This window comes from Micromonospora haikouensis, assembly GCF_000876225.1.
GTDB lineage: Bacteria > Actinomycetota > Actinomycetes > Mycobacteriales > Micromonosporaceae > Micromonospora > Micromonospora haikouensis.
In genome coordinates, this window is sequence record NZ_JXSX01000003.1 from 281,380 (window position 1) to 308,090 (window position 26,711).

25 protein-coding genes and 1 other RNA gene are annotated in these 26,711 nt (G+C 74.9%); 18 read left to right on the forward strand and 8 right to left on the reverse strand.

The window, feature by feature from the left end:
* The first annotated feature begins 44 nt into the window (after positions 1-44).
* Positions 45-3,344, forward strand: a complete 3,300-nt coding sequence (locus tag TK50_RS22905) for a DEAD/DEAH box helicase (protein WP_043967004.1) — start codon at positions 45-47, stop codon at positions 3,342-3,344.
* Positions 3,341-4,378: an SWIM zinc finger family protein gene (locus TK50_RS22910; protein WP_082106524.1), complete on the forward strand. Its 1,038-nt coding sequence runs from the start codon at positions 3,341-3,343 to the stop codon at positions 4,376-4,378. Before TK50_RS22905 ends, TK50_RS22910 begins: the two co-directional genes overlap by 4 nt.
* Here TK50_RS22910 and TK50_RS22915 read toward each other — a convergent pair.
* Positions 4,347-4,604 (reverse strand): DUF3040 domain-containing protein, encoded by a 258-nt coding sequence (locus tag TK50_RS22915; RefSeq protein ID WP_043967006.1) that lies wholly within the window; start codon positions 4,602-4,604, stop codon positions 4,347-4,349. The genes TK50_RS22910 and TK50_RS22915 overlap by 32 nt on opposite strands.
* Before the next feature lie 438 nt (positions 4,605-5,042).
* Here TK50_RS22915 and TK50_RS22920 point away from each other — a divergent pair, with 438 nt between their 5' ends.
* Genes TK50_RS22920 through TK50_RS22940 form a run of 5 tightly spaced genes read left to right on the forward strand, consistent with a single transcriptional unit; the run spans position 5,043 to position 11,350 of the window.
* Positions 5,043-7,157 (forward strand): DUF1800 domain-containing protein, encoded by a 2,115-nt coding sequence (locus tag TK50_RS22920; RefSeq protein WP_043967008.1) that lies wholly within the window; start codon positions 5,043-5,045, stop codon positions 7,155-7,157.
* A 32-nt stretch (positions 7,158-7,189) separates the two neighbouring features.
* Positions 7,190-8,569: a DUF1501 domain-containing protein gene (locus tag TK50_RS22925; protein ID WP_043967011.1), complete on the forward strand. Its 1,380-nt coding sequence runs from the start codon at positions 7,190-7,192 to the stop codon at positions 8,567-8,569.
* Positions 8,566-9,984 (forward strand): ferredoxin reductase family protein, encoded by a 1,419-nt coding sequence (locus TK50_RS22930; RefSeq protein WP_043967013.1) that lies wholly within the window; start codon positions 8,566-8,568, stop codon positions 9,982-9,984. The genes TK50_RS22925 and TK50_RS22930 overlap by 4 nt, the downstream gene beginning before the upstream one ends.
* A 24-nt stretch (positions 9,985-10,008) precedes the next feature.
* On the forward strand, positions 10,009-10,569 hold the full coding sequence (locus tag TK50_RS22935; protein ID WP_043967015.1) for an FMN-binding protein: 561 nt from the start codon (positions 10,009-10,011) through the stop codon (positions 10,567-10,569).
* 49 nt (positions 10,570-10,618) lie between these two features.
* On the forward strand, positions 10,619-11,350 hold the full coding sequence (locus TK50_RS22940) for an FAD:protein FMN transferase (RefSeq protein WP_043969273.1): 732 nt from the start codon (positions 10,619-10,621) through the stop codon (positions 11,348-11,350).
* A gap of 340 nt (positions 11,351-11,690) precedes the next feature.
* On the opposite strand, the gene TK50_RS22945 is transcribed toward TK50_RS22940, so the two are convergent.
* A complete protein-coding gene (locus TK50_RS22945) occupies positions 11,691-12,362 on the reverse strand; it encodes a bifunctional DNA primase/polymerase (RefSeq protein ID WP_043967016.1) in 672 nt (223 codons plus the stop codon).
* A gap of 251 nt (positions 12,363-12,613) precedes the next feature.
* Here TK50_RS22945 and TK50_RS22950 point away from each other — a divergent pair, with 251 nt between their 5' ends.
* The 7 genes from TK50_RS22950 to mctP all read left to right on the forward strand — a co-directional run bounded on the left by TK50_RS22950 (position 12,614) and on the right by mctP (position 19,640).
* On the forward strand, positions 12,614-13,843 hold the full coding sequence (locus TK50_RS22950; RefSeq protein WP_043967018.1) for a helix-turn-helix domain-containing protein: 1,230 nt from the start codon (positions 12,614-12,616) through the stop codon (positions 13,841-13,843).
* Positions 13,840-14,442, forward strand: a complete 603-nt coding sequence (locus tag TK50_RS22955) for a flavoprotein (protein ID WP_043967019.1) — start codon at positions 13,840-13,842, stop codon at positions 14,440-14,442. The genes TK50_RS22950 and TK50_RS22955 overlap by 4 nt, the downstream gene beginning before the upstream one ends.
* A gap of 108 nt (positions 14,443-14,550) precedes the next feature.
* On the forward strand, positions 14,551-15,516 hold the full coding sequence (locus TK50_RS22960; RefSeq protein WP_043967020.1) for a Nif3-like dinuclear metal center hexameric protein: 966 nt from the start codon (positions 14,551-14,553) through the stop codon (positions 15,514-15,516).
* Positions 15,506-16,243 carry a zinc ribbon domain-containing protein gene (locus TK50_RS22965; protein WP_043967021.1) on the forward strand — a complete coding sequence of 246 codons (738 nt, stop codon included), beginning with the start codon at positions 15,506-15,508 and terminating at the stop codon, positions 16,241-16,243. Before TK50_RS22960 ends, TK50_RS22965 begins: the two co-directional genes overlap by 11 nt.
* 5 nt (positions 16,244-16,248) lie before the next feature.
* A complete protein-coding gene (locus TK50_RS22970; RefSeq protein WP_043967022.1) occupies positions 16,249-17,478 on the forward strand; it encodes a bifunctional RNase H/acid phosphatase in 1,230 nt (409 codons plus the stop codon).
* Positions 17,479-17,680: 202 nt separating this feature from the next.
* Positions 17,681-17,923, forward strand: coding sequence for a DUF3311 domain-containing protein (locus tag TK50_RS22975; RefSeq protein WP_043967023.1), 243 nt, complete (start codon positions 17,681-17,683; stop codon positions 17,921-17,923).
* Between the two features lie 58 nt (positions 17,924-17,981).
* Complete coding sequence (mctP, locus tag TK50_RS22980) at positions 17,982-19,640, forward strand: monocarboxylate uptake permease MctP (RefSeq protein ID WP_043967026.1); 1,659 nt, start codon at positions 17,982-17,984, stop codon at positions 19,638-19,640.
* A gap of 124 nt (positions 19,641-19,764) precedes the next feature.
* Here mctP and TK50_RS22985 read toward each other — a convergent pair whose 3' ends face one another.
* The gene (locus TK50_RS22985) at positions 19,765-20,247 is read right to left on the reverse strand and encodes a MarR family winged helix-turn-helix transcriptional regulator (RefSeq protein ID WP_043967028.1); all 483 of its coding nucleotides are present in this window, start codon (positions 20,245-20,247) and stop codon (positions 19,765-19,767) included.
* A 53-nt stretch (positions 20,248-20,300) separates the two neighbouring features.
* Here TK50_RS22985 and TK50_RS22990 point away from each other — a divergent pair, with 53 nt between their 5' ends.
* On the forward strand, positions 20,301-21,533 hold the full coding sequence (locus TK50_RS22990; RefSeq protein WP_043967030.1) for an MFS transporter: 1,233 nt from the start codon (positions 20,301-20,303) through the stop codon (positions 21,531-21,533).
* A 23-nt stretch (positions 21,534-21,556) separates the two neighbouring features.
* On the opposite strand, the gene TK50_RS22995 is transcribed toward TK50_RS22990, so the two are convergent.
* Positions 21,557-22,318, reverse strand: a complete 762-nt coding sequence (locus TK50_RS22995) for a sulfite exporter TauE/SafE family protein (protein WP_043967032.1) — start codon at positions 22,316-22,318, stop codon at positions 21,557-21,559.
* A gap of 204 nt (positions 22,319-22,522) precedes the next feature.
* On the opposite strand from TK50_RS22995, the gene rnpB reads away from it, so the two are divergent.
* Positions 22,523-22,939: RNase P RNA component class A (gene rnpB / locus TK50_RS32460), an RNA gene on the forward strand.
* A gap of 12 nt (positions 22,940-22,951) precedes the next feature.
* Here rnpB and TK50_RS23000 read toward each other — a convergent pair.
* The gene (locus TK50_RS23000) at positions 22,952-23,236 is read right to left on the reverse strand and encodes a hypothetical protein (RefSeq protein ID WP_043967034.1); all 285 of its coding nucleotides are present in this window, start codon (positions 23,234-23,236) and stop codon (positions 22,952-22,954) included.
* A 462-nt stretch (positions 23,237-23,698) separates the two neighbouring features.
* On the opposite strand from TK50_RS23000, the gene TK50_RS23005 reads away from it, so the two are divergent.
* Positions 23,699-23,893, forward strand: a complete 195-nt coding sequence (locus TK50_RS23005; protein WP_199486127.1) for a helix-turn-helix transcriptional regulator — start codon at positions 23,699-23,701, stop codon at positions 23,891-23,893.
* Between the two features lie 34 nt (positions 23,894-23,927).
* Here the strand turns inward: TK50_RS23005 and TK50_RS23010 are convergent, their stop codons facing one another.
* On the reverse strand, positions 23,928-24,158 hold the full coding sequence (locus TK50_RS23010) for a hypothetical protein (protein ID WP_043967039.1): 231 nt from the start codon (positions 24,156-24,158) through the stop codon (positions 23,928-23,930).
* A gap of 75 nt (positions 24,159-24,233) precedes the next feature.
* Between TK50_RS23010 and TK50_RS23015 the strand changes: the two genes are divergently transcribed.
* Complete coding sequence (locus tag TK50_RS23015) at positions 24,234-24,950, forward strand: TetR/AcrR family transcriptional regulator (RefSeq protein ID WP_043967040.1); 717 nt, start codon at positions 24,234-24,236, stop codon at positions 24,948-24,950.
* A 53-nt stretch (positions 24,951-25,003) separates the two neighbouring features.
* Here the strand turns inward: TK50_RS23015 and TK50_RS23020 are convergent, their stop codons facing one another.
* Together TK50_RS23020 and TK50_RS23025 are read right to left on the reverse strand one after the other, a co-directional pair.
* On the reverse strand, positions 25,004-25,684 hold the full coding sequence (locus TK50_RS23020) for an HAD family hydrolase (protein ID WP_043967043.1): 681 nt from the start codon (positions 25,682-25,684) through the stop codon (positions 25,004-25,006).
* On the reverse strand, positions 25,681-26,673 hold the full coding sequence (locus tag TK50_RS23025) for a DMT family transporter (RefSeq protein ID WP_043967045.1): 993 nt from the start codon (positions 26,671-26,673) through the stop codon (positions 25,681-25,683). Before TK50_RS23025 ends, TK50_RS23020 begins: the two co-directional genes overlap by 4 nt.
* Positions 26,674-26,711 lie beyond the last annotated feature (38 nt).

Genomic DNA, 26,711 nt, shown 5'->3' on the forward strand with positions numbered 1-26,711 from the left:
GCCGGGCCCGGCTATCCTCGGGGGTCGTCGGCGGAGGGGGAGCGGTGCTGGTCGTCCACGGGGCGTGGCTGCCCGGCGCGGGGCTCGTCGTCTGGGCGGAGGACAGCGCCCTGCCCCCGCAGGCGCCCCGCCGGCCGGGCCGGGCCCCCCGCGAGCGCCCCCACCCGTTCGCCGCCGACCACGCGGCCCTCGCCGCCGCCCTGGCGAGCGCCGGGCCGCAGACCGGCACCCCCTCGGCCCGCCCGGCGAGCGCACCGTCGCAGAGCACGGGACCGCACGCCCCGGCCGCCGCCGAGCCCGGGTCGGTGCTGCTGCGCCTGCCCACCCGGGCCGGCTCGCCGGCCGACTCCCCGGAACTGGTCCGCCCGGCCGTCGCCGAACCGGTCCGGGGGCCGGTCACCCTCGCCGGCTGGCGCGCTTTTGCCCTCCGGTACGCCCCGGCGGACGCGCTCGCGCTGCTGCGCGCTGCCGGTGACCGGGCCGGGGTGCCCGGCGCGACGCTGCGGCACCTCGCGGAGCTGGCCGGGTTCGCCGTCGACCTGGTCCGCCGGGGCCGGGTCCTGCCAGGCGTGGCCGGAGCACCCGAGCCCCGACCGACCGCCTTCCGCCCACTCGACGGTGCCTCCGCCGCGCCGCGCGCCGCCGGCCCGGGTCGTGCCGGCGAGGTCGGGGCGCGGGCGGTGTGGCGGCCCCTGCTCACCGGCGCCGACGCCGCCTGGGCCCGGTCGCTCGCCCTGGCCCTGCCCCCGGCCGGGCGGGCCGCTGCCGCCGACGTGCCGGCCGGGGAACTGGTCGCCGACGCCCTCGACGCGCTCACCGACGCCGCCGCGCGGGCGGCGCTGACCCGGACCGTGCTGACGCAGGGTGGCCGCCGAAGCGGCGCGGTGCCGGCCTGGCTGGCGGCGCTCACCGCGCCGGACGGCGGGTTCACCGCCGAGCGGGTCGCCCTCGACGCGCTCGCCGCCGAGCTGGACGACTGGCAGCGGGACGCGGCAGGCGGCGCGGTCCGGGCCAGCTTCCGCCTGGTGGAGCCGGCCGTCGACCCGATCGCCGACGCCCTGGCCGCCGCGCTGGACCCGACCGCCGCCACCGACACCGACGCCACCGCTGCGACCGCCACCGCCGACGCCACCGACGACTCCGGTGGTCCGGGCGGCGGCGCGGAGACCGGCTCCGCCGCCGCCGGCCGCTGGCGGGTGGAGTTCGGGCTCCAGGCCGCCGACGAGCCGGGCCTCGTCGTGGAAGCCGGGCACGTCTGGCGCTCCCCGCACGCCCCGTCCGGGCTCGCCGGCCGGCTCGACTCGCCCCAGGAGACCCTGCTCGCGGAGCTGGGCCGGGCCAGCCGGCTCTGGCCGGAGCTGGACACCGCCCTGCGTACGGCGACGCCGGAGGCGCTGGAGCTGGACGTCGAGGGCGCGCACCGGTTCCTGCGCGAGGGCGCGCCGGTGCTGCACGCCGCCGGGTTCGGGGTGCTGCTGCCCGGCTGGTGGCGGCGGCCGTCGGCGCGGCTGGGCGCGCGGTTGCAGGCGCGCAGCCGTACCGCCCCCGGCACGGTCGCCGCGGCGGACGGAGGGTTCGGCCTGGACGCCCTGGTCGACTACCGGTGGGAGGTGTCCCTCGGCGACGAGCCGATCTCCGCCGAGGAGCTGGCCGCGCTGGCGGAGCTGAAGACCCCGCTGGTGCGGCTGCGCGGGCGCTGGGTCGAGCTGGACCCGGGGCGGCTGGCCGCCGGCCTGCGGCTGCTGCGTTCGGCGGGCGAGCTGACGGTGGCCGACCTGCTGCGGCTCGGGCTGGCCGAGGCCGACTCGGCCGACGCGCTGCCGGTGCTGGAGGTCGTCGCCGACGGCGCGCTGGGCGACCTGCTCGCCGGGCAGGCCGAGCGCCGGCTCGTCCCGCTGGACCCGCCGCCGGCCTTCGCCGGGACGCTGCGGCCGTACCAGCGGCGCGGGCTGGCCTGGCTGGCGTTCCTCCAGTCGCTGGGCCTCGGCGGGGTGCTCGCCGACGACATGGGGCTGGGCAAGACGGTGCAGCTGCTCGCCCTGTTCGCCGGGGACCCGGCCGACGCCGGCCCGACCCTGCTGGTCTGTCCGATGTCGCTGGTCGGCAACTGGCAGCGGGAGGCCGCCCGGTTCGCCCCGAAGCTGCGCGTACACGTGCATCACGGTGCCGAGCGGGCGCGGGGCGACGACTTCGTCGCGGCCGTGCACGCGGCGGACCTGGTCCTCACCACCTATTCGGTGGCCGCCCGCGACGCCGTCGACCTCGCCGGGATCGACTGGCACCGGGTCGTCGTCGACGAGGCACAGGCGATCAAGAACGCCTCGACCCGGCAGGCGGAGGCCGTGCGGGCGCTGCCGGCCCGGCACCGGATCGCGGTCACCGGCACGCCGGTGGAGAACCGGCTCGCCGACCTGTGGTCCATCATGCAGTTCGCCAACCCGGGCCTGCTCGGCCCGGCCGCCAGCTTCAAGAAGGCGTACGCCGAACCGATCGAGCGGCACGGCGACGCCGAGGCCGCCGAGCGGCTGCGCCGGATGACCGGCCCGTTCGTGCTGCGCCGGCTCAAGACCGACTCCTCGATCATCTCCGACCTGCCCGAGAAGCTGGAGATGGAGGTGCTGTGCAACCTCACCGCCGAGCAGGCGGCGCTCTACCGGGCGGTGGTGGACGACATGATGGCCCGCATCGAGTCCACCGACGGCATCGAGCGGCGCGGCCTGGTGCTGGCGGCGATGACCCGGCTCAAGCAGGTCTGCAACCATCCCGCCCAGCTCCTGCGCGACGGCTCCGCCCTGCCCGACCGCTCCGGCAAGCTGGCCCGGCTGGAGGAGATCCTCGACGAGGTGCTCGCGGCGGGGGAGAAGGCCCTGCTGTTCACCCAGTACGCCGAGTTCGGCGGGATGCTGCGCGGCCACCTGTCGGCCCGGTTCGGCCGCGAGGTGCTCTTCCTGCACGGCGGGGTCGGCAAGGCCGACCGGGACGCGATGGTGACCCGGTTCCAGTCCGACGCGGGACCGCCGCTGTTCGTGCTCTCCCTCAAGGCAGGCGGCACCGGGCTCACCCTCACCGCCGCCAACCACGTCGTGCACGTCGACCGGTGGTGGAACCCGGCGGTGGAGGACCAGGCCACCGACCGGGCGTTCCGCATCGGCCAGCGGCGGCGGGTGCAGGTCCGCAAGTTCGTCTGCGCCGGCACGGTGGAGGAGAAGGTCGCCGCGATGATCGCGGAGAAGCGGAGCCTTGCCGCGTCCGTGGTGGGCACCGGCGAGCAGTGGGTCACCGAGCTGTCCACCGAGCGGCTGCGCGAGCTGTTCGCCCTGGAGGCGGGGGCGGTGGTCGAGTGACCGGCCCGTTCGCCGACTACGGCAGGCCCCGGCGGGTCGAGGGCGGGCTGCGCGCCCGCAGCACCCGGGGCGCGATCGGCCGGTCCTGGTGGTCCCGCCGCTTCCTGGAGGTGCTGGAGTCGTTCGCGTTGGGCACCCGGCTCACCCGTGGCCGGTCGTACGCGCGGGCGGGGCAGGTGCTCGACCTCGACGTCGCCCCCGGCGTGGTGACCGCGCGCGTGCAGGGCTCCCGCCCCCGGCCCTACCAGGTGCGCATCGCGGTGGAGCCGTTCCCGGCGGCGCGGTGGGAACAGGTGGAGGCGGCGCTGGCGGCGCAGGCGTTCTTCAGCGCGCGGCTGCTCGCCGGCGACCTGCCGGCCGAACTGGAGGAGCTGTTCGCGGCCACCGGCGTGCCGCTGTTCCCGGCCGGCGTCGGCGAGCTGGACCAGCACTGCTCCTGCCCCGACCACGCGGTGCCGTGCAAGCACCTGGCCGCGACGTTCTACCTGCTCGCGGAGGCGTTCGACGCGGACCCGTTCGAGCTGCTGCACTGGCGGGGCCGCCGCCGCGCCGACCTGCTGGACCGGCTGCGGACCCTGCGCGCCGCGACCACCGACCGGGGAGGCGACGACGGCGGCACCGTCGCGCCGGGGTCCACCGGCGACGGCCGGGACGCGGCAGCCACGCCGGGCGCACCGTCCACAGGCGACAGCCGGGGAGCGGTCGCCACGGCGGACGGCGACGGCCGGGCCGTACCGGCCGTCGGTGCCGCGCGGGCGCTCGCCCCGCTGCCCGCCGCGCCGCTCGCCGACGCGGTGGACCGGTTCTGGGTCCCGCCGGTGCCGCTGCCGGACCGGCCGCCGAGCCTGGCGACCGGGCCGGACCTGCTGCTGCGGCAGCTCGGCGCCCCGGCGGCCGCGCTCGGCGGCCCCGGCCTGACGGAACGGCTGGGCCGGGCGTACCGGGAGTTCGGCCGGTTCCGCCCGGAGGCCGACCGCCCGGAGGCCGACGACGACGGGGCGGCTACCACCAGCGGCGGCGGAACCGCCACATGACGGCGGCGTTGGCCAGCAGCACCGCCGCGAAGATCGCCCCGGCCGGTCGGCCGGCCAGGACGGTCGCCGCCGGCAGCGAGGCCCACAGCACGACGGTCAACAGCATCAGGTACCGGCCGCGACGGGCGCGGGCCCGATGGTCCAGGCGGGCGAAGAACTCCGGGTCGCTCTCCCGGAGCTGACGGGTGATCTGTTCGAACCTGCGCTGATCCTCTTTGCTGAGCATGGCGGTGCCTTCCCCTCACGCGTTCAGCGGTTCGGCGGCATACCCGCTGCGGTGGCGGCTCACGCGCTTCTGCTGCTGCTACTTTCGATGGGCGAGTGCGCCGCCGCCCGCTGGCACCTGAGAGCCCGGTTATCCCCGCCTTAAGTTTCCCTGTGGCAACCAACGGCGCGGCCGGCGGCCGGCCGGGGCGAAATGTCGCAGCGGGGGCCTGCGGGGTGCGCGTCCGCCCTGCTCGGGACACCCTCGGCGGCAGGGCCCGAACCGGACCGTGCGGCATCGGCGTTGAGCGCCGTCTTAAGTGCCCTCCCCGGCCCGCCCGCAGCGCCTTGAAGCGGCCTCCACCCGTCGTTAACTTCCCTGGCAACTCCTCAGGCAACAGTCGCCGCACCCGCCCCACCCCCGGGCTGGCCCCGGCGCTTGACGAAAACGGATTGGTACATGGCCGACCAGAACGTGCCACCGCGCCGACCGCGGGACGACCGCGCCTGGGACGGGCGACAGGACCCCAGCCCGGACGCCTACCGCGAGCACGGACCATCCACCGCCTACGGACCCACCGGCCACGAGCCGGGCCACCCCCCGTACCACCAGGCCTCGTACCCCGCCGGGCCGCAGCCGGGCCGCCCGCAGTCCGCGTACCCGACGGTCGCCGGCCCCGGCCACGACCCGGCCCGGCGCGGCCCGCGCTGGGTGGGACCCGACGGCCTCGGCGGGCCCACCGGCCCCGGCGGCCCCGGACTGCCCAACCTGGACGACGACGGCGACCCCGGCCGCCGGGTGGGCCGCCGCCGCGCCCTCGCCGCGATCGGCGGCACCGCCGCCGTGGTGGCCGGCGGCGCGGCCCTGGCCATGACCCCGCAGGTACGCGGCCTGTTCGACCTCGGCGGCGACGCCCCGATCGGCGACGCCACCGGCACCACCGTCACCGACGGCAGCTCCGTGCGCCCCGGCGGCCAGCAGCCCAGCACCGTGCGCACCTACACGGAGCAGAACGAGAGCTACATGGGCTCCCGGGCCGGCGCGGCGCTGAAGAGGAACACGCCCACCGGTGGCCGCACCTTCTCCGGCCCGGCAGCCGCCGCCGAGGCGACCGAGGTGACGGTCAAGACGGTGCTCGCCAAGGACCCGGTGCGGCACCTGGCCAGCCGGGCCACCTTCGGCGCGACCCCGAAGCTGCTGGCCGACATCAGGCGGATGGGCATCGACGCGTGGGTCCGCGAGCAGCTCGAACCCGAGAAGATCGCCCCCAGCGCGGCCGAGCTGAAGCTGTCGGAGCTGCCCACCCTCAAGCTCAGCCCGCAGCAGCTGCGCGACCAGCGTGACGCGCTCAACGAGCGCGGCGCGCAGCCGGAACGGGAGCTGGTCGACGCCACCATCGCCCGGCAGATCTGGTCGGAGCGCCAGCTCTTCGAGGTGATGGTCGACTTCTGGAACGACTTCCTGCACGTCGCCGCCGACTTCGACGGCGGCGAGGTCTACCGGGCGTCCTTCGACACCGACGTGGTGCGCCGGCACGCGCTGGGCAGCTACCCGGAGATGCTGGTCGCCGCGAACAAGCACCCCGCGCTGCTGCTCTACCTCAACCAGAACGACTCCCGCGCCGACGCGGTCAACGAGAACCTGGCCCGGGAGAACCTGGAGCTGTACTCCGTCGGCGTCGACGGCGGCTACACCGAGAAGGACGTGCGGCAGGCCGCCCTGCTCCAGACCGGCCGGGGCGTCAACGACGGCACGTACGTGTTCCGCCCCGAGCGGCACTACCTGGGCAAGGTGAAGATCCTCGGCTTCACCCACGCCAACAACTCCGACGACCCGAAGAAGGCCGACGCGGCCATCGACGCGTACATCGCGTACATCGCGCTGCACCCGTCGACCGCGAAGTACGTGGCGCAGAGCCTCGCCACCCGGTTCGTCTCGGACACCCCGCCGAAGTCCCTCGTGGACCGGCTCGCCAAGACGTACGCGGCGAACAAGGGCATGATCAAGCCGATGCTGATGACGCTGTTCAGCTCCTCGGAGTTCTGGGCGTCGGTCGGCCAGAAGGTGCGCCGCCCGATGGAGTACCTCGTCGCCACGTACCGCACCCTCGGCGTCTCCCCGCAGGCGTCGCCCGCGTTCGAGCAGCGCGACAGCCGGCGCACCGCGTTCGCCCAGGGGCTGCGGCAGGTCCAGGACAAGATGCGCGAGCTGGGCCAGTACCCGATGGGCCAGCCCACCCCGGACGGCTACCCCGACGTCTACGTCGCCTGGACCTCCGCCGGCACGATGGTCAACGGCTGGAACGAGGCCGGTGAGCTGATCGGCGGACGGCGCACCCAGTTCACCTACACCCCGCCGGAGAAGCTGGTCGCGAAGCCGCCGGCCACCGCCGGGGCGTACGTGGACGCGCTGGCCCAGCGCCTCGTGCACCAGAAGCTCAGCGCCCGCGAGCGGGAACTGATCCTCGACGTCGCCGGCGTCCCGGCGGGCACCCGGGTCGACGCCACGTTCGACGGTGCCGTCGCCGCCGTCGCGCGGGCGATCCTCGCGTCCCCCCAGCACCACCTGCGGTGAGGCACCCGATGGAGAAGCCGACGAGGCACCCGATGGAGAAGACCGTGCACCCGTTCCCCCTGCACCCCGAATGCCCCGACCTGCGCCGCCTGGCCGACGACCCGGCCGAGGCGCTGCTGCGGGCCGAGGCCGACATCGTCGCCGCCGAGAACGCCGCCGAGGCCGACCGCTACCGCCGGCTGGAGGCGCTGGAGGAGGCCCAGCAGGACGGCCGGGGCGTCACCCGGCGCACCTTCGTCGCCGGGGCCGCCGCCACCGCGACCGCCCTGGCCACCGCCCAGTTCGTCACCACCTCCGCGTCGTTCGCGGCGACGAAGACCGGCACCCTGATCCACGTCTTCCTCTACGGCGGGCTGGACGGGCTGAGCCTGGTCGCCCCGGCCGACGACCCGGTGCTCGCCAAGGCCCGCCCCGACCTGCTGCTCGGCGACGACTCCCTGGCCCTGGGCCGCGGCTTCAAGCTGACCAGCGCGTTCGCCCCGCTGGAGAAGTGGCTCAAGGCCGGTCAGCTCGGCTTCGTTCCGGCGGTCTCCGACGAGCGGCTGTCCCGCAGCCACTTCCAGGCCGCCGACGCCTGCAACCTCGGCGGGCTGCCCAGCGAGACGGGCGGCCGGGGCTGGCTGGACAGCCTCGTCGACAACCTCGGCAAGGGCACCGCGTTCCGCAGCGTCGGCATCGGCAGCACCCTGCCCCGGTCGCTGGTCGGCACCAACGGCGCGCTGGCCATCAACAGCGTCGGCTCGCTGCGGCTCAACGGCGACGAGAAATACCGGGCGGCCACCGAGAAGGCGATCCGGGGCCTGTTCACCGGGATCAACCACCCCGTCCAGGAGGCGGTGCAGGACGGCCTCGGCGCGCTGGCCACCGCCCAGAAGCTCGCCGCGAAGCCGTACCAGCCGGCCGAGGGCGTGAAGTATGAGGGCGTCGGCTACGCGTTCCAGCAGCTCGCCCAGCTCATCAAGGGCGGGGCGAACGTCCGCGTCGCCACCGTCGGGATGGGCGGCTACGACACCCACGAGAACCAGGGCACCCGCCCCGGCGGGCAGCTGCACCGCCGCCTCGGCGAGCTGGCCGCCGCGCTGGCCGCGTTCTTCACCGACCTGGGCGACGCCGCCGCCGACGTCACCATCATGGTGTCCAGCGAGTTCGGCCGCCGGGTCGCCTCCAACGGCGGCGGCACCGACCACGGCCACGGCGGCGTGGTCACCGTCCTGTCCGGCCGCAAGCTCGCCGGCTCGCTGCTGGGCGCCTGGAACGGCCTGACCGACCTCGACTCCGGCGACGTGCCCGAGTACAACAACATGTTCGACGTGTACGGCTCCGTGGCGCAGGGCCGGTTCGGGCTCACCACCGCCGAGGTCGACAAGATCTTCCCCCGGCAGAAGTTCACCCCCATGAAGCTGTACGCGTGACCCACCCGCACACCCACACCGCCGGCCGCCGTACGGGCAACCCCGCCCCGCACGGCGGCCGGTCGGCTGCGCCCGTACCCCCGGCGGCGGTGCCCCGGCGCGGGCCCGGCGGCCGGCGGGCGCTGGTGGGCCTGTTCTGGGCGGGCCTGGTCGCCGCCGTGCTGCCGTGGTGGCTGGACACCCCCGCCGGTTCCCTGGACGGCCGCGCCGCCGCGCTGACCGCCGCCGGCCGCATCACCGGCCTCGTCGCCGGCTACCTGCTGCTGGTGCAGGTGCTGATGATGAGCCGCCTCGGCGCGTTCGAGCGGTCGGCCGGCGCGGAACGGGTCTCCCGCTGGCACCGGGACGTCGGCGCGACCCTGCTGGTCGCGGTGCTGGCCCACCTGTCGCTGATCGTGGTCGGCTACGCCGCCGAGGGCGGCCGGTCGGTGCTCGGTCAGGCCGGCGAGCTGCTGGCCGACTACGAGGACATGGTGGGCGCGTTCGCCGCGGCCGGCATCCTGGTGCTGCTCGGCCTCACCGGGGTCCGCGCGCTGCGCCGGGCGCTGCCCTACGAGCTGTGGTACCACCTGCACCTGGCCAGCTACCTCGCCGTCGCGCTCGGGTTCGGCCACCAGTTCAGCAACGGCGCGCAGCTCTTTCCCCCGGGGCCGGTGCGCACCGGCTGGATCGCCGCGTACGCGCTGGTGGTCGCCGCCCTGCTCTGGGGCCGGGTGGTCGCCCCGCTGCGGTTCAACCTGCGCCACCGGCTGCGGGTGGCCGACGTCGTGGCGGAGAGCCGCGACACCGTGTCGATCTACCTGACGGGCCGGCGGCTGCACCGGCTCGACCTGCTCGGCGGGCAGTTCCTGCGCTGGCGGTTCCTCGCGCCGGGCTGCTGGTGGCAGTCGCACCCGTTCTCCGTCTCCGCCGCCGCGAACGGCCGCTGGCTGCGGCTGACCGTCAAGGTGGTCGGCGGGCACACCGCCGACCTGCGCGAGGTCGAGCAGGGCACCCGGGTCTGGGCGCAGGGCCCGGCGGGCACGTTCACCGCCGCCCACCGCCGCCGGGAGCGGGCCCTGCTGATCGCCGGCGGCAGCGGCATCGCCCCGCTGCGGGCCATGCTGGAGGAGCTGCCGCCGGGCGCGGCGCTGATCTACCGGGCCCGCACCCCCGACGACGTGCTGCTGCGCCGGGAGCTGGACTGGCTCGCCCAGGAACGCGGCACCGACGTCTGGTACGTCGTCGGCTCCCGCGACGACCCCGGCCCCCGGCAGGTGCTCAGCGCGCCGGGGCTGCGCAAGCTGGTGCCCGACGTGGCCCGCCGCGACGTCTACCTGTGCGGGCCGCCCGGCCTGGTCGAGCAGTCGGTCCGCGCGCTGCGGGCGGCCGGCGTGCCCCGCCGCCAGATCCGCCTCGCCACCTTCGAGCTGTAGTCCTTCGCCGAGAGGTCCCTGCCCATGCGTCGCGCGCTCCTCGCGATCACCGGCCTCGCCGCCGGCACCACCGCCCTGGTGGTGCTCAAGGGCTCCCCGGGGGCCAGCCAGGCCGCCCAGGACCCGCCGGCCGCCGCCTCCCCGTCGGGCGGGGGCACCCCGTCGGCCGACCGCGCCACCCTCGGCGCGAAGCCCCGCGCCAGCGCCACCACCCCGGCCGCCACCCGCACCCCGACGGCCCGCGCCACCACGGCCCGGCCCACCTCAGCCCCGCGCGCCACCACGGCCGCGCCGCGCGCGACGACCCGCCGGGTCACCGGGCCGGTCGTCGAGAACGAGTACGGCAACGTGCAGGTGCAGATCGTCCTCTCGGGCACCCGGATCGTCGACGCCGTGGCCCTGGAGCTGCCGCAGGAGACAGCGCAGTCCGACCGGCGCAGCGACCAGGTCGACGGCCGCTACAGCGGCACCTCGGGGCAGGTCGTGCAGCGGCAGAGCGCCGAGCTGGACACCGTCTCCGGGGCGACCGCCACCAGCGAGTCCTACCGGCGGTCGCTCCAGGCCGCCATCGACCGGGCCCGCTGAGGTGGCGGCGGCACCGACCCGGCCGGGCCTGCGCCGGGTCGAGCAGATCATGGGTACGGCGATCAGCCTCGACCTCGCCGACGATTTGCCCGCCGGGCGGCTGCACGAGCTGGCCGAGGAGACGTTCGCCTGGCTGCGGGAAGTGGACGCCCGGTTCAGCACGTACCGGGCCGACAGCGAGGTGCGCCGCTTCGACCAGGGCGAGGTGCTGCTGTCGGAGGCGTCGCCGGACCTGCGGGCCGTGCTGGCCCGCTGCGCCGACCTGTGGGGCGACACCGACGGCTTCTTCGACGCGTACGCGACGGGGGCGCTGGACCCGTCCGGCTACGTGAAGGGCTGGGCGGCGCAGGTCGCCTCCGACCGGCTGCTCGTGGCCGGCGCGCCGAACCACTGCGTGAACGCGGGCGGGGACGTGCGGGTGCGGGGACTGTCGGCGGGCGGCCGGCCGTGGCGGATCGGCGTGCGGCACCCGTGGGACGAGACCTCGACGTGCCTGGTGCTCACCGGCACCGACCTGGCGATCGCCACCTCCGGGGTGTACGAGCGCGGCTACCACGTGCTCGACCCGCGCCGGGGTGCCCCGGCGACCGGGCTGCGCTCGGTCACCGTGGTCGGGGCGGACCTCGGCGTCGCCGACGCGTACGCCACGGCGGCGGTGGCCATGGGCGTGGCCGGCATCGGCTGGCTGGACCGCCTGGCGGGCCACGAGCACGCGATCGTCACCGACGACGCCCGCCTCCTGCACTCGACCCGGCTCCCCACCCTCCCCACGGCCCCCTGACCGAGGCGGTGGTGTGGTGGGGGTCAGGCGGTGGGGCGGCGGGTGCCGGCCGGGTGGGAGCCCAGCGGGCGCGGGCGGCCGGGGCGCGAGCCCGGCGGACGGGTGGGCGGCCAGCGCCGGGGCCGGCGGTGGTGCGGCGGCGGCTCCGCCCCGTCGGGCCGGCGCGTCGCGTCATCCCTGGACATCAGACCCCCGATCGGGGCGCTGTCGCGCCCTCGTCCGGGTCAACGACGCCCGTGGCGGCCGGGACGCTGCCCGCCCGGCGTCCGCTCCCCGACAGTGGCCCTCGCCGGCCGCCTGCCGACGGGACAGCTCACCGGCCGCCTGCCGACGGTGGCCCTCACCAGCCGCGCCGGGGCAGCGGCAGGTGACCGGGGAGCAGCTCGGCCGGGAGCGACACGCCGGTGGCCCGCAGGGCGTCGACCAGCACGTTCTGCATGAGGTAGGAGTCCGGAAGCTGCCAGCGCGCCTGCTCGGGGGCGACCGCCCAGCGGACCGGGCCCTCCGGCAGCCGGGTCGGCGGGGCGGCGATCCACGAGCCGGGGCCGTGCCGGACCACGTGGAAGCAGTGCTCCAACTCGGGGCGGAGCGGGTCGCCCGGGCGGACCAGGAACATCCAGCGCCCGGTCGGGGTGACCACCACCGGCCCCCGGACCCCGGCGCCGGCCGGGTGCGTCCCGATGGAGTCGAGCACGTGCCGCCCGAGGTGGGCCGGCACCTCGAGGACGTCGAAGGCCCGCCCGGTGGGCAGCAGCACGCCGTGCGGGCGGCTGCGCCACCAGGTCGCGACCCGGGCCGGGTCGGCGGTGGCGGCCCGCTCCCACTCCTGGAGGGCGGGGTGGCAGCCGACGGTGGGGCAGCCGGCCCGGCCGCACACGAAGCGACTGCGGGCGAGGCAGGCGCCGGGCGTCACCTCCCAGCCGTGCGCGGCGTAGCGGACGGCGACCCTCCGCAGCCGGACCCGTTCCAGCGGCGACAGTTGTGCGACCCGTGGGCCGACGTTCCCCCACATCCGTTCGTACTCCCTCCGCCTGACGTCCCTAGGTGTCAGGTCACATGTTGAGCGCCGTCACTGCCGCAGGCCGCCGTCGTTGACCTGACGGAACGGTTGGTGCAACTTGCACGAAAGCTATGAGGGTCACCCGTACGGCCGACGTACAGGCTGTGCGACCAGCGAAAACCTGAGAACGAACGGACTGCCGCGCCACCCGCGCAGGCGGCCGCCGGTGGCCGGTCGGGCCCCGGCAGGGGAGGGATGGGGAGATGGACGAGTTACCCATTGGCCGGCGGGTGGCCTACTGGCGCGGACGGCGCAAGCTGTCCCAACAGGTCTTCGCCGACCGGCTCGGCAAGTCCAAGAGCTGGGTGGACAAGGTCGAGCGCGGGGTGCGCCGGCTCGACAAGTTCTCCGTCCTCTATGAGATCGCCTACATCCTCGAAGTCGACGTGCAGCTGCTGCTGGGCAAGGACCCGGAACGCCGCGCCGACGCGCTCAACTGCATCGACCAGGTCGAGGTCCAGGAGATCCGGGCGGCCCTGGAGCGGTACGACTCGATGAGCGCCTACTTCGACGCGGCCCCGTTCCCGCCACCCCTGATGGACATGCGCAAGGCGGTCAACCACGCCTGGCTCACCTACCAGTACGGCCGCTACGGGATGCTGACCCGGGCGCTGCCGAAGCTGCTGCGCGACGCCCAGGCCGCCGACGCCGGCCACGACGGCGACCACTCCCGGGAGGCGGCCCACCTGCTCGGCCAGGTCTACCAGATCGCCTCCTCGGTGCTGCGCAAGCTCGGCGAGTGCGACCTGGCCTGGCTGGCCGCCGACCGGTCGATGGCCGTCGCCCAGCGGGCCGACGACCCGTTGCTGGCCGGCATCGCCACCACCCGGGTGTGCAACGCGATGGTCGCGATGGGCCGGCCCCGCCCCGCGCTGGAGCTCAACCTCACCATCGCCAACCGGCTCGCCCCCGGCGGCGACAACGACAGCGACCCGGGGCGGCTCTCCGTCTACGGGCTGCTGCTGCTGCAGGGCGCGATGGCCGCCGCCCGGCTCGGCGACTCCGCGACCGTCGACGACCTGATCAACGGCGCCCACGAGGCGGCCCTGCAGCTCGGCAGCGACCAGAACCACTACTGGACGTCGTTCGGCCCGACCAACGTGGAGCTGCACCGGGCCGCCGCCGCCGTCGAGCTGGGCGACGGGGGGCGGGCGGTGGAGGTCCATCGCCAGCGCATCGCCGAGCCGATGTTCAACACCCTGCTGCCCGAGCGCCGCGCCCACCACCTGCTCGACCTGGCCCGGGGCTTCGCCCAGATCGGCGACGTGGCCAACGCCGGGGAGATGCTGCTGCGCGGCGACCGGCTCGCCCCCTCGGAGATCCGCTGCCGCCCCATCGCCCACGAGGTGATGTCGGACGTCCTGCGTCGCACAAGGGGTGCGCCGCCTTCGCTGATCGCGGAGTTGGCTGAGCACATGGGAGTGGGAGTATGAGCGCGGCGGGGGTCGGGACCACCGACCCGCACCGCAGCAGCGAGCGCCGCGAGGTGCTCTACGTCATCGCCTGCGGGTCGCCGCTGGCCAGCCACGTCGGCCGGCTCGTGGACCTGGCCCAGCAGGACGGCTGGGACGTGTGCGTGGTCACCACGCCGGACGGCGCGAAGTTCGTCGACCGGCCGGCGCTGGCCCGACAGACCGGTCATCCGGTCCGCAGCCGCTACAAGAACCCGGGCGACCCGGACGTGCTGCCCCCGGCCGACGCGATGGTCGTCTGCCCGGCGACGTCCAACACGGTCAACAAGTGGGCCGCCGGGATCACCGACACCCTCGCCCTCGGCCTGCTGGTCGAGGGGCAGGGCAAGGGGGTGCCGATCGTGGCGGTGCCGTTCACCAACGTCGCGATGGCCGGGCACCCGGCCTTCCGGGCCAGCCTGGCCCGACTGGGCGAGTGGGGGGTCGACGTGCTCTTCGGCGACCACGTCCTCCCGCTGCACCCGCCCGGCACCGGCGAGCACCACCTGCACACGTTCCCCTGGGCCGCCGTCCTGGCGGCCGTACGCGGCCTGCGCTGTTCGGTGAGCCCGGCAGCCTGAGCCCAGCCGGGAAGCAGGGGCCCCTTGTCAGCGGATTCCGTGAGCCGAGGGGCCCCTGTCCACCGCCGAGGCCGTGACGCGCGGCCGACGCCGGTAAGCTGGCCCGCCGTGAGCACAACCGCGACACCGCCGCAGCCGACGACCGTGGCCGACGTGGTGGCGGCGCTCGCGCGCCGCTACCCGACGACCTGGGCCGAGGACTGGGACCGGGTGGGGCTGGTGCTCGGCGAGCCCACCGCCCGGGTGCGGCGGGTGTCCTGCGTCGTCGACGTGGTCCCCGAGACGGTCGCCGAGGCCCTCGCCGCCGGTGCCGACATGATCGTCGCCCACCATCCGCTGCTGCTGCGCGGGGTCTCGTCCGTCGCCCCGACGACGTTCAAGGGGCGCATCGTCCACGACCTGATCAAGGCCGACGTGGCGCTGTACGTGGCACACACCAACGCCGACGTGGCCGACCCGGGCGTCTCCGACGCCCTCGCGGCCCGCTTCGGGCTGACCGGCCTGCGCCCGCTGCAGCCGCCGGCCCCCGGCTCCCCGGCCGCGGGCGCGGGGCGGGGCATCGGCCGCATCGGCGAGCTGCCCCGGCCCATGACCCTCGCCGAGCTGACCCGGCACGCCGCCGCCGTGCTGCCCGCCACCGCCTGGGGCGTTCGCGCCGCCGGCGATCCCGGGCGTATGGTTCGTACCCTCGCGGTCAGCGGCGGCTCGGGCGACGCGTTCCTCGGCGCGGCGACCGCGGCCGGCGTCGACGCCTACCTGACCTCCGACCTGCGCCACCACCCCGCCGGCGAGCACCTCGCCGCCGGCGGCCCCGCCCTGCTGGACGCCGCCCACTGGGCGACCGAGCGGCCCTGGCTCGACGACCTGGCCGCCGCCCTGCGGGCCGAGCTGGGCGTCGAGACCATCGTGTCCGACCTGGACACCGACCCGTGGACGGTGCACGCCGCCGCCCCCACGGCTGCCACCCCGGCAGCCACCCGCACCGTGCCCGGCGGCACCGCCCCGGGACCCGCCGCCGACCCCGCCGACCCCGCCCCCGCCGCGGACGACAAGGAGCCCCGACGTGAAGGCTGACCCGAAGGTCCAGCGCCGCCTGCTCGACCTCCAGGCGATCGACACCACCCTCGCCCAGCTCGCCCACCGCCGCCGCACCCTGCCCGAGCTGGCCGAGCTGGAGACCCTCGCCCGGGAGCTGTCCGCGCTGGAGGACGAGCGGGTCCGCGCCCAGGTCGCCGTCGACGACCTGGACCGCGACATCGCCCGCATCGAGAAGGACGTCGAGCAGGTCCGGGCCCGCAAGAGCAAGGACGAGGCGCGGCTGGCCGCCGGCAGCGGCCCGGCCCGGGAGCTGGAGGCGCTGCAGCACGAGCTGGTCTCGCTCAACCGCCGGCAGAGCGACCTGGAGGACGCCGAGCTGGAGCTGATGGAGCAGCGGGAGACCGCCCAGGGCGTACTCGACGGGATCGAGCGGCGGGCCGCCGACGCGCGCGAGCGGCGGGCGGCGGCCGAGCGGCGTCGCGACGACGCCCTCGCCGACATCGCCAAGGAGGAGGAGTTCAAGCGGCAGTCCCGTCAGCCCCTCGCCGGTGACCTCCCGGCGGAGCTGGTCACCCTCTACGACAAGATCCGTGCCGACACCGGGCTCGGCGCGGCCCTGCTCACCGGCGGGCGCTGCGGCGGCTGCCGGCTGGAGCTCTACGGCGCGGACATGGCCCGCATCCGCAAGGCCGCGCCGGACGACGTGGTGCGCTGCGAGGAGTGTCGCCGCATCATGGTCCGCACCAACGAGTCGGGGCTGTAGCTCCGATGGCGGTGCGCGCGGTCGTCGTCGAGGCCGACGGCGGGTCCCGGGGCAACCCCGGCCCGGCCGGCTACGGCGCGGTGGTCCGGGACGCGGCCAGCGGCGAGGTGCTCGCCGAACGCTCCGAGGCGATCGGCACGGCCACCAACAACGTCGCCGAATACCGGGGGCTGATCGCCGGCCTGGAGGCCGCCGCCGAGCTGGGCGCGGCCGAGGTCGACGCCCGGATGGACTCCAAGCTGGTGGTCGAGCAGATGTGCGGCCGCTGGCAGATCAAGCACCCGGGGCTGCGCCCGCTCGCCGCGCAGGCCGCGGCGCTGGTCGGCCGGTTCGCGGCGGTGCGGTTCCAGTGGATTCCCCGGGAGCGCAACCGGCACGCCGACGCCCTGGCCAACGCCGCGATGGACGCGGCGGCCACCGGCGGGAAGGCCCGGAAGACCGACGCGGGCGGGGTGGCCCGGCCTGCCGCCGAGCCGCCCCGCGAGGTCGCCGCACCGGACTCGCCCGCCCGCGCCCTCGCCCGGGAGGCCGCCGCCCGCGCCGCCACCCGGCGGGCCGGCACCGACCCGGCGACCGCCCCCGCCTCCTGGGAGCCGCGCCCCAGCGACACCGCGACCCGGCTGATCCTGGTCCGCCACGGCGAGACCGAGTTCACCGAGCAGCGCCGCTACTCCGGCCGCGGCGACGTGCCGCTGTCCGCCCGGGGCCGGGCCCAGGTGCGGGCCACGGCCGCCCGGGTGGCCGCCCTCGCCCCGGCCGTCGCGGCCGTGGTCAGCTCGCCGTTGTCCCGGTGTACGGCCACCGCGCGGGCGATCGCCGGGGCGCTGCGCGGCACCGTGCCGTTACGCACCGACGACGACCTGATCGAGTGCGACTTCGGGGCGTGGGAGGGGCGCACCTTCGCCGAGGTGCGCGCCGGCTGGCAGGGCGAGCTGGACGCCTGGCTCGCCTCGACCCGGGTCGCCCCGCCCGACGGGGAGTCGTTCACCGAGGTCGCCGCCCGGGTGACCCGGGCCACGGACGCGCTGGTCGAGGCGTACCCCGGGGAGACCGTGGTGGTGGTCTCGCACGTCTCGCCGATCAAGCTGGTGCTGCGCGAGGCCCTCGCCGCCGACGACGCGTTCCTGCACCGGCTCTACCTCGATGCGGCCGGCATCTCGGTGCTGGACCGGTGGTCCGACGGCGGCGTCGCGGTGCGCTCGGTCAACGACACCGCCCACCTCGCCGCGCTCTGACCCACCGCGATCAGGCGGCCGTCCCGACGGGACGGCCGCCTGATCCGTCTGCCCGCGACCGGCGGGACATCGACGGGCATGCCGTTCGGCGCACCCGGCGGCCCGCTCGGCGCACCGCCCCGCGTCGGTTGAACGTGACGCCCGTCACCGGGTCGTAACGTCCGGCCGTCATGGGGAGACAAGACCACCGGAGGTGTGTCGTATGACCGCATCCGAACCGGAGGAACCCGGCTCGGCGTCGTCCAGGGCGAAGGACCGCAGCCCCTGGAACTGGTTGCTGTTCGTCCCGATCGCGGTGCCGCTGATCCCGGTGTTCTTCAACGCCGACTCGCCGCGCGTGTTCGGGTTCCCGCGCTTCTACTGGCTGCAACTGGCCTACATCCTGCTCGGCGTGGCCACCACCACGCTCGTCTACCAGCTGACCAAGAAGCGGGGTGACCGGTGAGCGCGAGGAGTGAGCCGGGCCTGCGAGCCCCGCAGTCGCGAACGAAGGAGGTCCGGTGATGTGGCGGGACCACCTGACCGAGATCGTCGTCTTCACGGTGCTGTTCCTGCTGGTCAGCGTCATGGGTTTCGTGGCGGCCCGGTGGCGGGCGCCGAGGGACATGGCCCACCTCGACGAGTGGGGGCTGGGCGGGCGCAGCTTCGGCGGCTGGATCACCTGGTTCCTCGTCGGCGGTGACCTCTACACGGCGTACACGTTCGTGGCGGTGCCGGCGCTGGTGTTCGGCGCGGGCGCGATGGGCTTCTTCGCGGTGCCGTACACGATCGTGATCTACCCGATGGTGTTCCTGGTGCTGTGCCGGCTCTGGTCGGTGTCGCACCGGCACGGCTTCGTCACCCCCGCCGACTTCGTCCGCAGCCGGTTCGACTCGCCGGTGCTGGCGCTGGTCGTCGCGATCACCGGCATCGTCGCCACCATGCCGTACATCGCGCTGCAGCTCGTCGGCATCGAGGCGGTGCTCAAGACCATGGGGGTGACCGGCGAGAGCGCCCTCGCGCGGCACCTGCCGATCATCATCGCGTTCGCGATCCTGGCCGCGTACACGTACCAGTCGGGGCTGCGCGCGCCCGCGCTGATCGCGTTCGTCAAGGACACGCTGATCTACGTGGTGATCCTGGTGGCGGTGCTCTGGCTGCCGCAGAAGCTGGGCGGGTGGGGCTCGATCTTCGACGCCGCCGAGGCGAAGTTCCAGGCCACGGCGCAGAACCCCAACGACGGGATCCTGCTCAACGCCAACAACCAGCTCCAGTACGTCACCCTGGCGTTCGGCTCGGCGCTGGCGCTGTTCCTCTACCCGCACAGCATCACCGGCGTGCTGGCCAGCCGGAACCGGGACGTGATCAAGCGGAACATGTCGGCGTTGCCCGCGTACAGCCTGGTCCTCGGGCTGATCGCGCTGCTCGGCTACATGGCCATCGCGGCCGGGGTGAAGCCGCTGCCCGGGGCGACGCCCGGCAGCGCGGACGCGAACACGGTCGTGCCGGTGCTGTTCGACCAGCAGTTCCCCGACTGGTTCGCCGGGGTCGCGTACGCGGCCATCGGCATCGGGGCGCTGGTGCCGGCGGCGATCATGTCGATCGCGGCGGCGAACCTGTTCACCCGCAACATCTACAAGGAGTACCTGAAGCGGGACGCCAGCCCGGCCCAGGAGGCGAACGTCTCGAAGATCACCTCGCTGGTGGTGAAGGTCGGCGCGGTGGCCTGCATCGTCTTCCTCGACCCGCAGTTCTCCATCGACCTGCAGCTCATCGGCGGCGTGATCATCCTCCAGACGCTGCCGGCGGTGGCGCTGGGCCTCTACACCCGCTGGTTCTACCGGGGCGCGCTGATCGCCGGCTGGGCGGCCGGCATGGGGCTGGGCATGTGGATGCTCTACCAGATCCCCAACCCGGCGACGAAGCGCGCCCACTTCGGCGGCTCGGCGTTCCCGCTGAGCGACTTCGGCTTCGACACGAAGAAGACGATCTACGTCGGGATCGTGGCGGTGCTGGTGAACCTGCTGGTCGCCGCCCTGGTGACCCTGGTCCTGCGGGCGGCGAAGGTGGACGCGGGCCGCGACGGCACCACGCCGGACGACTACTTCGCCGACGAGGGCGACCCGCGCGTCACCCCGGGCCCGGCCCGCGACGCCGACGCCGCCCCGGAACCGGTGGCGTAAGGAGGGGCCCCTGTTAACGCTTTCTGTTGTACAGGGGCACCTTCTAACAAAGCCGCCGCCAGGCGCGCGCCCGCCGCAGCGGGGGAGCGGAGCGCGGGCGCTCGGCGGCGGCCCGGCGCGCTGGTCAGCGGCGGGTGCGGGTGCGGGTCTCCAGCGCCTCGTTGAGCCGGTGCAGCAGGTCGGCCAGGGTGTCGCGGTCGGCCGGGGCCCAGTCGGCGAGGATGTCGCCGTAGAGCCGGGTGCGGGCCGCCCGGACGGCGGCCATGCGCTGCAGCCCGGCCGGGGTGGGGGAGACGACGGTGCCCCGGCCGTCGCTCGGGTCGGGGGCGCGGGCGATCAGCCCGTCGCGCTGCATGGCGGAGACCTGCCGGGTGACGGTGGAGCCGTCCAGGTTGAGCCGGGCGGCGAGCGCCGAGACGTTCTGCGGGCCGGCGCTGTCGAGGTGCCGCAGGATCACGTACGCCGCGCGGTCCAGCACCCGGTGCTCGGCCGTGCCGGTGGCGCGCCGGGTCGCCTCGCCGAGTCGCATCAGCAGCGCCACCTCGGTCTCGATCCGCCCGAGTGTGACCTCTTCCGCAGTGCCTTCCGCAGTGCTGTCTTCGCTCATAGCTGTAGGATACAGGGAAACTAACTGTACGATACAGCTATCTGGGAGGCGGAGTGGACCGGCGCAACGAACCCCACCGCAGTGCCATCTACGCCACCACGCTGGTGGCCTTCCTCGCCATCGCCGGCATCGCCGTCGTCGACCCCATCCTGCCCGCCATCGGCGAGGCCATCGGCGTCACCGCCTGGCAGGTCGAGCTGCTGTTCACCGCGTACATCGCGGTCATGGCCCTGGGCATGATCCCCGCGACCCTGGCCAGCGGCCGGTTCGGCTTCAAGCCCGTGCTGATCACCGGCGTCTCCGTGGTCGGCCTGGCCGCCATCGGCGCCTCGTTCAGCAACGACATCGTGCAACTGTCGGTGCTGCGCGGCGTGTGGGGGCTGGGCAACGCCATGTTCTTCGCCACCGCCATGGTGGTGCTGGTCAACCTCGCCAACGACCGCGAATGGGTGGTCGGCCTCTTCGAGACCGCGCTCGGCCTCGGCTTCGCCGTCGGCCCGCTGCTCGGCGGCCTGCTCGGCGAGGTGAGCTGGCGACTGCCGTTCTTCGTCTGCGGGATCTTCATGGTCCTCGCGCTCGCCGTCGCGTCCCGCCGGCTCCGCGAGCCGGCAAACCCCCAACCTCGGGTACGCCTCGGCGCGATCTTCGCCACCTACCGCCGGCCCGCGTTCGTGGCCCTGTGCGCCGTCACCGCCGCCTACAACTTCGTCTTCTTCGTCGTGCTCGGCTACACGCCGCTCTTCCTCGGCCTCGACGTCATCCCGCTCGGCCTCGCGTTCACCGGCTGGGGCCTCGGCCTCGCCGCCGGCATCCTCGTGGTCGGCCACCGGCTCGCCCACCGCATCGGCGCGGTGCAGACCGTCGGCGTGGCCGTCGCCGGCCTGCTGGCCTGCATGGTCCTCTTCGCCACCTCGACCGGCACCGCCATGTCGCTGGTCGTGCTCGTCGTCGCCGGCCTGTTCATGGGCCTGGCCAACGCCAACCTCACCGACCTGGCCCTCGGCCTCGGCGCCGCCGACCGCCGGGTCGCCACCGGCGCGTTCAACCTGGTCCGCTGGGGCGCCGCCGCGCCCGCCCCGATCATCTCCGGCAAACTCGCCGAGCACGGGCCGGCCCTGCCCTTCTGGGTCGGCCTCGGCGTCCTCGCCGCCGGCGCGCTCGTCTACCTCGCCACCGCCCACCGGATGGCCGCCGGCCACGGCGAGCGGGTGCTCTGGGCCCGCTGGAACCGGGCCGCCGCGCGCAACGAGCACGCCCCGGAGGAACCGGTCGGCGAGGCGTACTGAGCCGGTTCGCGCGCGGTGCCGGCTCAGCGCACCGCGCGCCACAGCAGGTACAGGCCGATGGCCGTGCCGAACGCCACGATCAGCGTCTTCAGCACCACCGGCGGCAGCCGGCGCACCAGCCGCGCGCCGACGTAGCCGCCGACCAGGGTCGCCGGGGCCACCACCGCGACGGCCGCCCAGTTCACCGGGCCGAAGAGCGCGAACACCACAAGCGTGGTCAGCCCCACCGTCGCCGAGAGCAGGTTCTTCACCGCCGACACCCGGGCCAGCGTCGCGTCCAGCACCAGCGCCAGACCGGCCACCAGCATCACCCCCAGGGCCGCGCCGAAATAGCCGCCGTACACCGCGCCGACCGCGACCATGGCCTGCACGGTGACGGTACGGCGGCGCGGCCCCAACTCGGCCGGATGCCCGACGAGGCGGCGCAGCGGATCCTGGAACGCGAGCACGGCGGTCGCCCCGAGCACCAGGAACGGCACCACCAGCTCGAACGCCCGCGCCGGGGTGCCCAGCAACAGCAGGCACCCGACGATCGTGCCCACCACCGTGGTCGGCAGCAGCGCCCACAGCGCCCGGCCGCGCGGCAGGTCCGTGCGGCTGCCCGCCACGCTCGCGACGTACCCGGGGAACACCGCCACGGAGTTGCTCACGTTCGCCGGCACCGGCGGCAGGCCCGCCGCGATCATGGCCGGGAAGGTGATCAGCGAGCCGCCGCCGGCCACCGCGTTGACCGTGCCCGCGGCGAGACCGGCGGTGACCAGCAGCGCGGCGTCGGAGAGTTCCACGTCGCCGAGGCTAGCCCGCCCGGCCGCCCCGCCCGCCGCCCGCCCTCTTGCCCGCCCGTCCTCTTGATCATCTCCATGTCGGCGACATGGCGGTATCCCGACGCCCCGGACCCCGCCATGTCGCCGACATGGCGTCGGCGGCCCAGCCCGGAAGGCCGCGAAATGGGCGCGGGGGTGTGGTCGTTAGGATGGGGGAGCGACGGACGAGTCGACCGGGCGGTCGCGTCGGCGGGCCAGGTGCCCGTCGCCGAGGAACGTCCGGACTCCACAGGGCAGGGTGGTTGCTAACGGCAACCCGGGGCGACCCGCGGGACAGTGCCACAGAAAACAGACCGCCGGCCCCAACGGGGACGGTAAGGGTGAAACGGTGGGGTAAGAGCCCACCAGCATCCCGGGTGACCGGGATGGCTCGGTAAACCCCACCCGGAGCAAGGCCAAAATGGGCCGTCACCGCAAGATGACGACCTGCGCAGACGCCTGAGGGCTGCCCGCCCGATGTCTGCGGGTAGGCCGCTGGAGCCTGCCGGCGACGGCAGGCCTAGATGGATGGCCGCCGCTGGCGCGTGGCCCGCGAGGGGCATGCGCCGGGCACAGAATCCGGCGTACAGGTCGACTCGTCCGTCGCCCACCAGCTCAGCGCCTTGATCGGGGCTCCGAGCTGGTGCTTTTTTCGGTTCTCCGTGTTCCGTGGCCGCTGTTGCTGCGAGGAGTGCGCAGCAACCTGACGGCTGCCTCCAACACGTACAACTCCCTCCGGGCCACGGCTTCGTCCCTCTCGTCCAGCTGGTAGCCGTCGAGCCAGATCCAGCCGGCGTACGTGTGCAGTTCGGTGCGGACCTTGATGAGGCGGAGGAAGGTCGGCCGTACGAACTGAGGGCTTGCCGCCCGGGTCAGGTGCAGCACGTCACGGGCCTTCACGTCGGCTCTTCCGGTCCCGCCACGCGCGCAGGGTCTCGCCGGCTGCCGCCAGGCGCGGGCATCCGTCGTCGGAGCACTTCGAGCAGACGGAACGGTGATGGAAGTCGACGACGTAGCCGGCCATCAGGGCGGCGAACGGGGGCTCTGGCTGCCGCTGGGGGATCGGCACCGCTCACCTCTGGTTGAGCCGCTTGAGCGTCTGCGCCGAACGCCCAGCGCCGACCCTGGCCATCAGTGGCCGCCGCCCTGGGTTGGGGACCACGGCTCGACCGATCCACGTCTGAGCCTCCGGGTTGCACCTGCTCGTGGCCGGCGAGCCGGCCACGTAGTCCACCGGCTGGTCGGGGCGTTGGAACCACTTGAACCTAGTCATGCATCAAGGGTAAGCGACTAGAGTGAGAGGAAGCTAGTCGTCCATCAAGTTGACACACGCCCAGTCGACGCCTGCCTAGCGTCAGCGACATGGGTAGGAAGCTGCGGTTGGTGGGTTCGGGCGAGATCCGGACCATGCTCGGCGGCGTCTCGCGGCAGCGCGTCTACCAGATCACCAGCCGGCGCGACTTCCCTGAGCCGGTGGCCACGCTCCAGATGGGCAACGTCTGGCTGGCCGAGGACGTCGAGGCGTGGATCGCCGCCAAGCGCGGGGACCTAGCCTGACTCCAGGCGGGGGGCCTCGCCTCCCGGCGGGCGCTCAGGGTGCAGTGTCGGAGTAGACCTCGACGTCGTAGAGCAGCTGCACATTCCGGCGGCCGTTCGTGATGCCGACGAAGACCGGTTCGCCGGCCGGCGTCCGGCCCTGCCGCCACACCGCGTCCCGCGCCGCCTCCCGCGACTCGTGGTGGGTCTTGCCCTCCTGGTGCAGTTGCAGGATGCGTCGGGCGGTGACCCGGTCGCTGTCAAGGTGGACCCGCAGCAGAGGCATGACGCGACCCTCTCCCCGATTCCGAGCCCAACTTACCAACGTTAAATTGCCTGTCCACCGTACTAGAATGGCGCCATGACCACCACGGAGCCCGGCGGGCGGCGGGGCGGCCGCACGCCGCAGCCCGTCTGGCTGCGCGCGGAGCCGGCGCGCGCCCGGCGGAAGCCGCCGCTGACCCTCGACCGCATCGTGGGCGCGGCGGTGACCCTGCTCGACGCCGACGGCATCGAGGGCCTGACGATGCGCCGCCTCGCCCAACGGCTCGACGTGACGGCCACCGCGTTGTACTGGCACGTGAAGACGAAGGACGACGTCCTGGACCTGGCCGTCGACGGGGTCTTCGGCGACGTGCCGATCCCCGAGGTGACCGACGACTGGCGACAGGACGCCCGCGTCCTCGTCCGTGCCTGGCGCGCCGCGATGCTGCGCCATCCCTGGGCGCCGGGGCTGATCGGGCGGCCGATGCTCGGGCCCAACGTCCTGGCCCGCACCGAGTTCCTCCAGGCGGCGCTGGTGCGCGGCGGCTGTGGCGGGCTTGGGCTCACGGTGGCCACGCGGATGCTGGCCAACTACGTCATCGGGGCGTCGCTCACGGAGGCCACCTGGCGGCAGCACGCGGACCCCGGGGCGAGGGCCGCCGCCCGCGAGCACGTCGCCGCGAGTGCCGACACCTATCCGACCCTCCACGCCTCCGGCCACCTGGACGACAGCCGGTGGGACGACGACCTGCTGTTCGAGGAGGGCCTCGACGGCGTTCTCCGGGCGGCGGCACGAGCGGGAGCGTCGGGCTGACCGGGGCTCGGCGGCGGCACGGGCGGGGGCCGCTGGGCTGACCGGCCGCGCAGTCAGTCGACGCCGAAGGCGGCCACCAGCTCGGCCATGCTGTCGATGGTGGCGTCCGCCGCGGCGAGCCGGGCGCGCTTGCCGGGCTTGTTGGCGTACCCGATGGCGGCGATCCCGGCGGCGTGGGCGGCCTCGACGTCGGTGGCCGAGTCGCCGACCAGGACGCAGTCCGCCGGCTCGGCGTCCAACTCACGCAGGGCTGCGAGCGCCGGGTACGGGTCCGGCTTCATCCGCTCTGGCGCGCCCTCGGGGCGGCCGACGACCGGGTGCACGTACGAAGTGAGTCCATGGGCGCTCAGGTAGGCGCGGACGCACGCGGCGGAGTTGTTCGACACCACGGCGACCCGGCGGCCGGTGCGGTGGGCGGCGACGATGACCTGCCGGCCGTACGGGGTCGGCGCGGCGGTGCGGGCCGCGGTGACCTCCGCGCGGGTCAGCGCCTCGTCGACGAGGCGGATGACGGCGGGGCGACCGAGCGTGGCGGTGAAGCGCAGCACGGCGAGCGGGTCGGGCTCGTGCCGGATCCCGGGCGGCAGGGGCACGCCCCGGCCGGCGAGCAGCCGGCGCAGCTCGTGGGCGACGGCCGAGGCGGGGTGTCGGGCGAAGACGCCGCACACGGGCCCGTCGAAGTCGAGCAGGACCACGCGGGCGCGGCCGACGAGGGGAGCGAGAACGGCGGTCACGGCCCGGCGGCCCCGTCGGGCTGCGGCGGGCCGGGCCTTGCCGCTGCGGGGGCGGTTCGGTCCTGGCCCGCAGGTTGGAGGGCGACGACCGCCGCCAGGATCAGGGCGCCGCCGAGCAGCGCGGGTGCGGTGAACCGCTCGCCCAGGAGCAGCGCCGCCAGGAGGGCGGCGGAGAGCGGCTCGACGAGGGTGGCCACCGTGGCGGCCGATCCGGACGTCGTCCGCAGCCCGGCGTAGAGCAGGCCGTACGCCAGGGCCATCGTCGCGACCCCGAGGTATGCCAGCAGGGCGAGCGAGGCGGGGTCTGCCGTGAGTACCGGCTCGCCCGCGGCGAGGGCGATCCCGAGCCAGGGGAGCAGCGCCAGCGTCCCGGCGGCGGTGGCGCACGTGGTCAGTGCCACGGAGTCGACCCGCTGGGCCAGGGTGTGCCCGAGCAGCGTCGTCGCCGCGTACGTGGCCCCGGACGCGACGGCGAGGACGATCCCGAGCCCCGGCCGGCCGCCGGGGGCGGGTGAGCCGTGTCCGGCGGTCGCGCTGATCAGCACCAGCCCGGTGAGCGCCGCCGCCAGCACGGCCACCTCGCGCAGCGACGGGCGTGACCGGGCGGCGGCGTGCTCCCAGGCGGCGGTCAGGACCGGTGCCAGCCCGAGCGAGACGACGGTCGAGGCGCTCACGCCGACCAGCAGGACGGAGCCGAAGTACAGGGCCTGGTAGAGGGCGGTGCCGACGCCGACCACGACGGCCAGCGCCGGGTGGGTGCGTATCGTCGCGAGCACGACGCCCGACCGGCGGGTCACCACGGCGAAGCCGACCAGGGCGACGGCGGCCAGCGCCATCCGCCACGCGCTGACCGTCATCGCGCCGAGGCCGTCGCGGCGGTGCAGCAGAGTGACCACGAGCCCGCCGGTGCCCCACAGGACGCCGGCCGCGCAGACCTGGAGCAGCCCGATGCGGGTACGTCGGTGCGTGGCCCCCGCTGTCGTCGTCACGGCACCAACCTATGCGGCGCGGGAAGCTCGTTCGATCC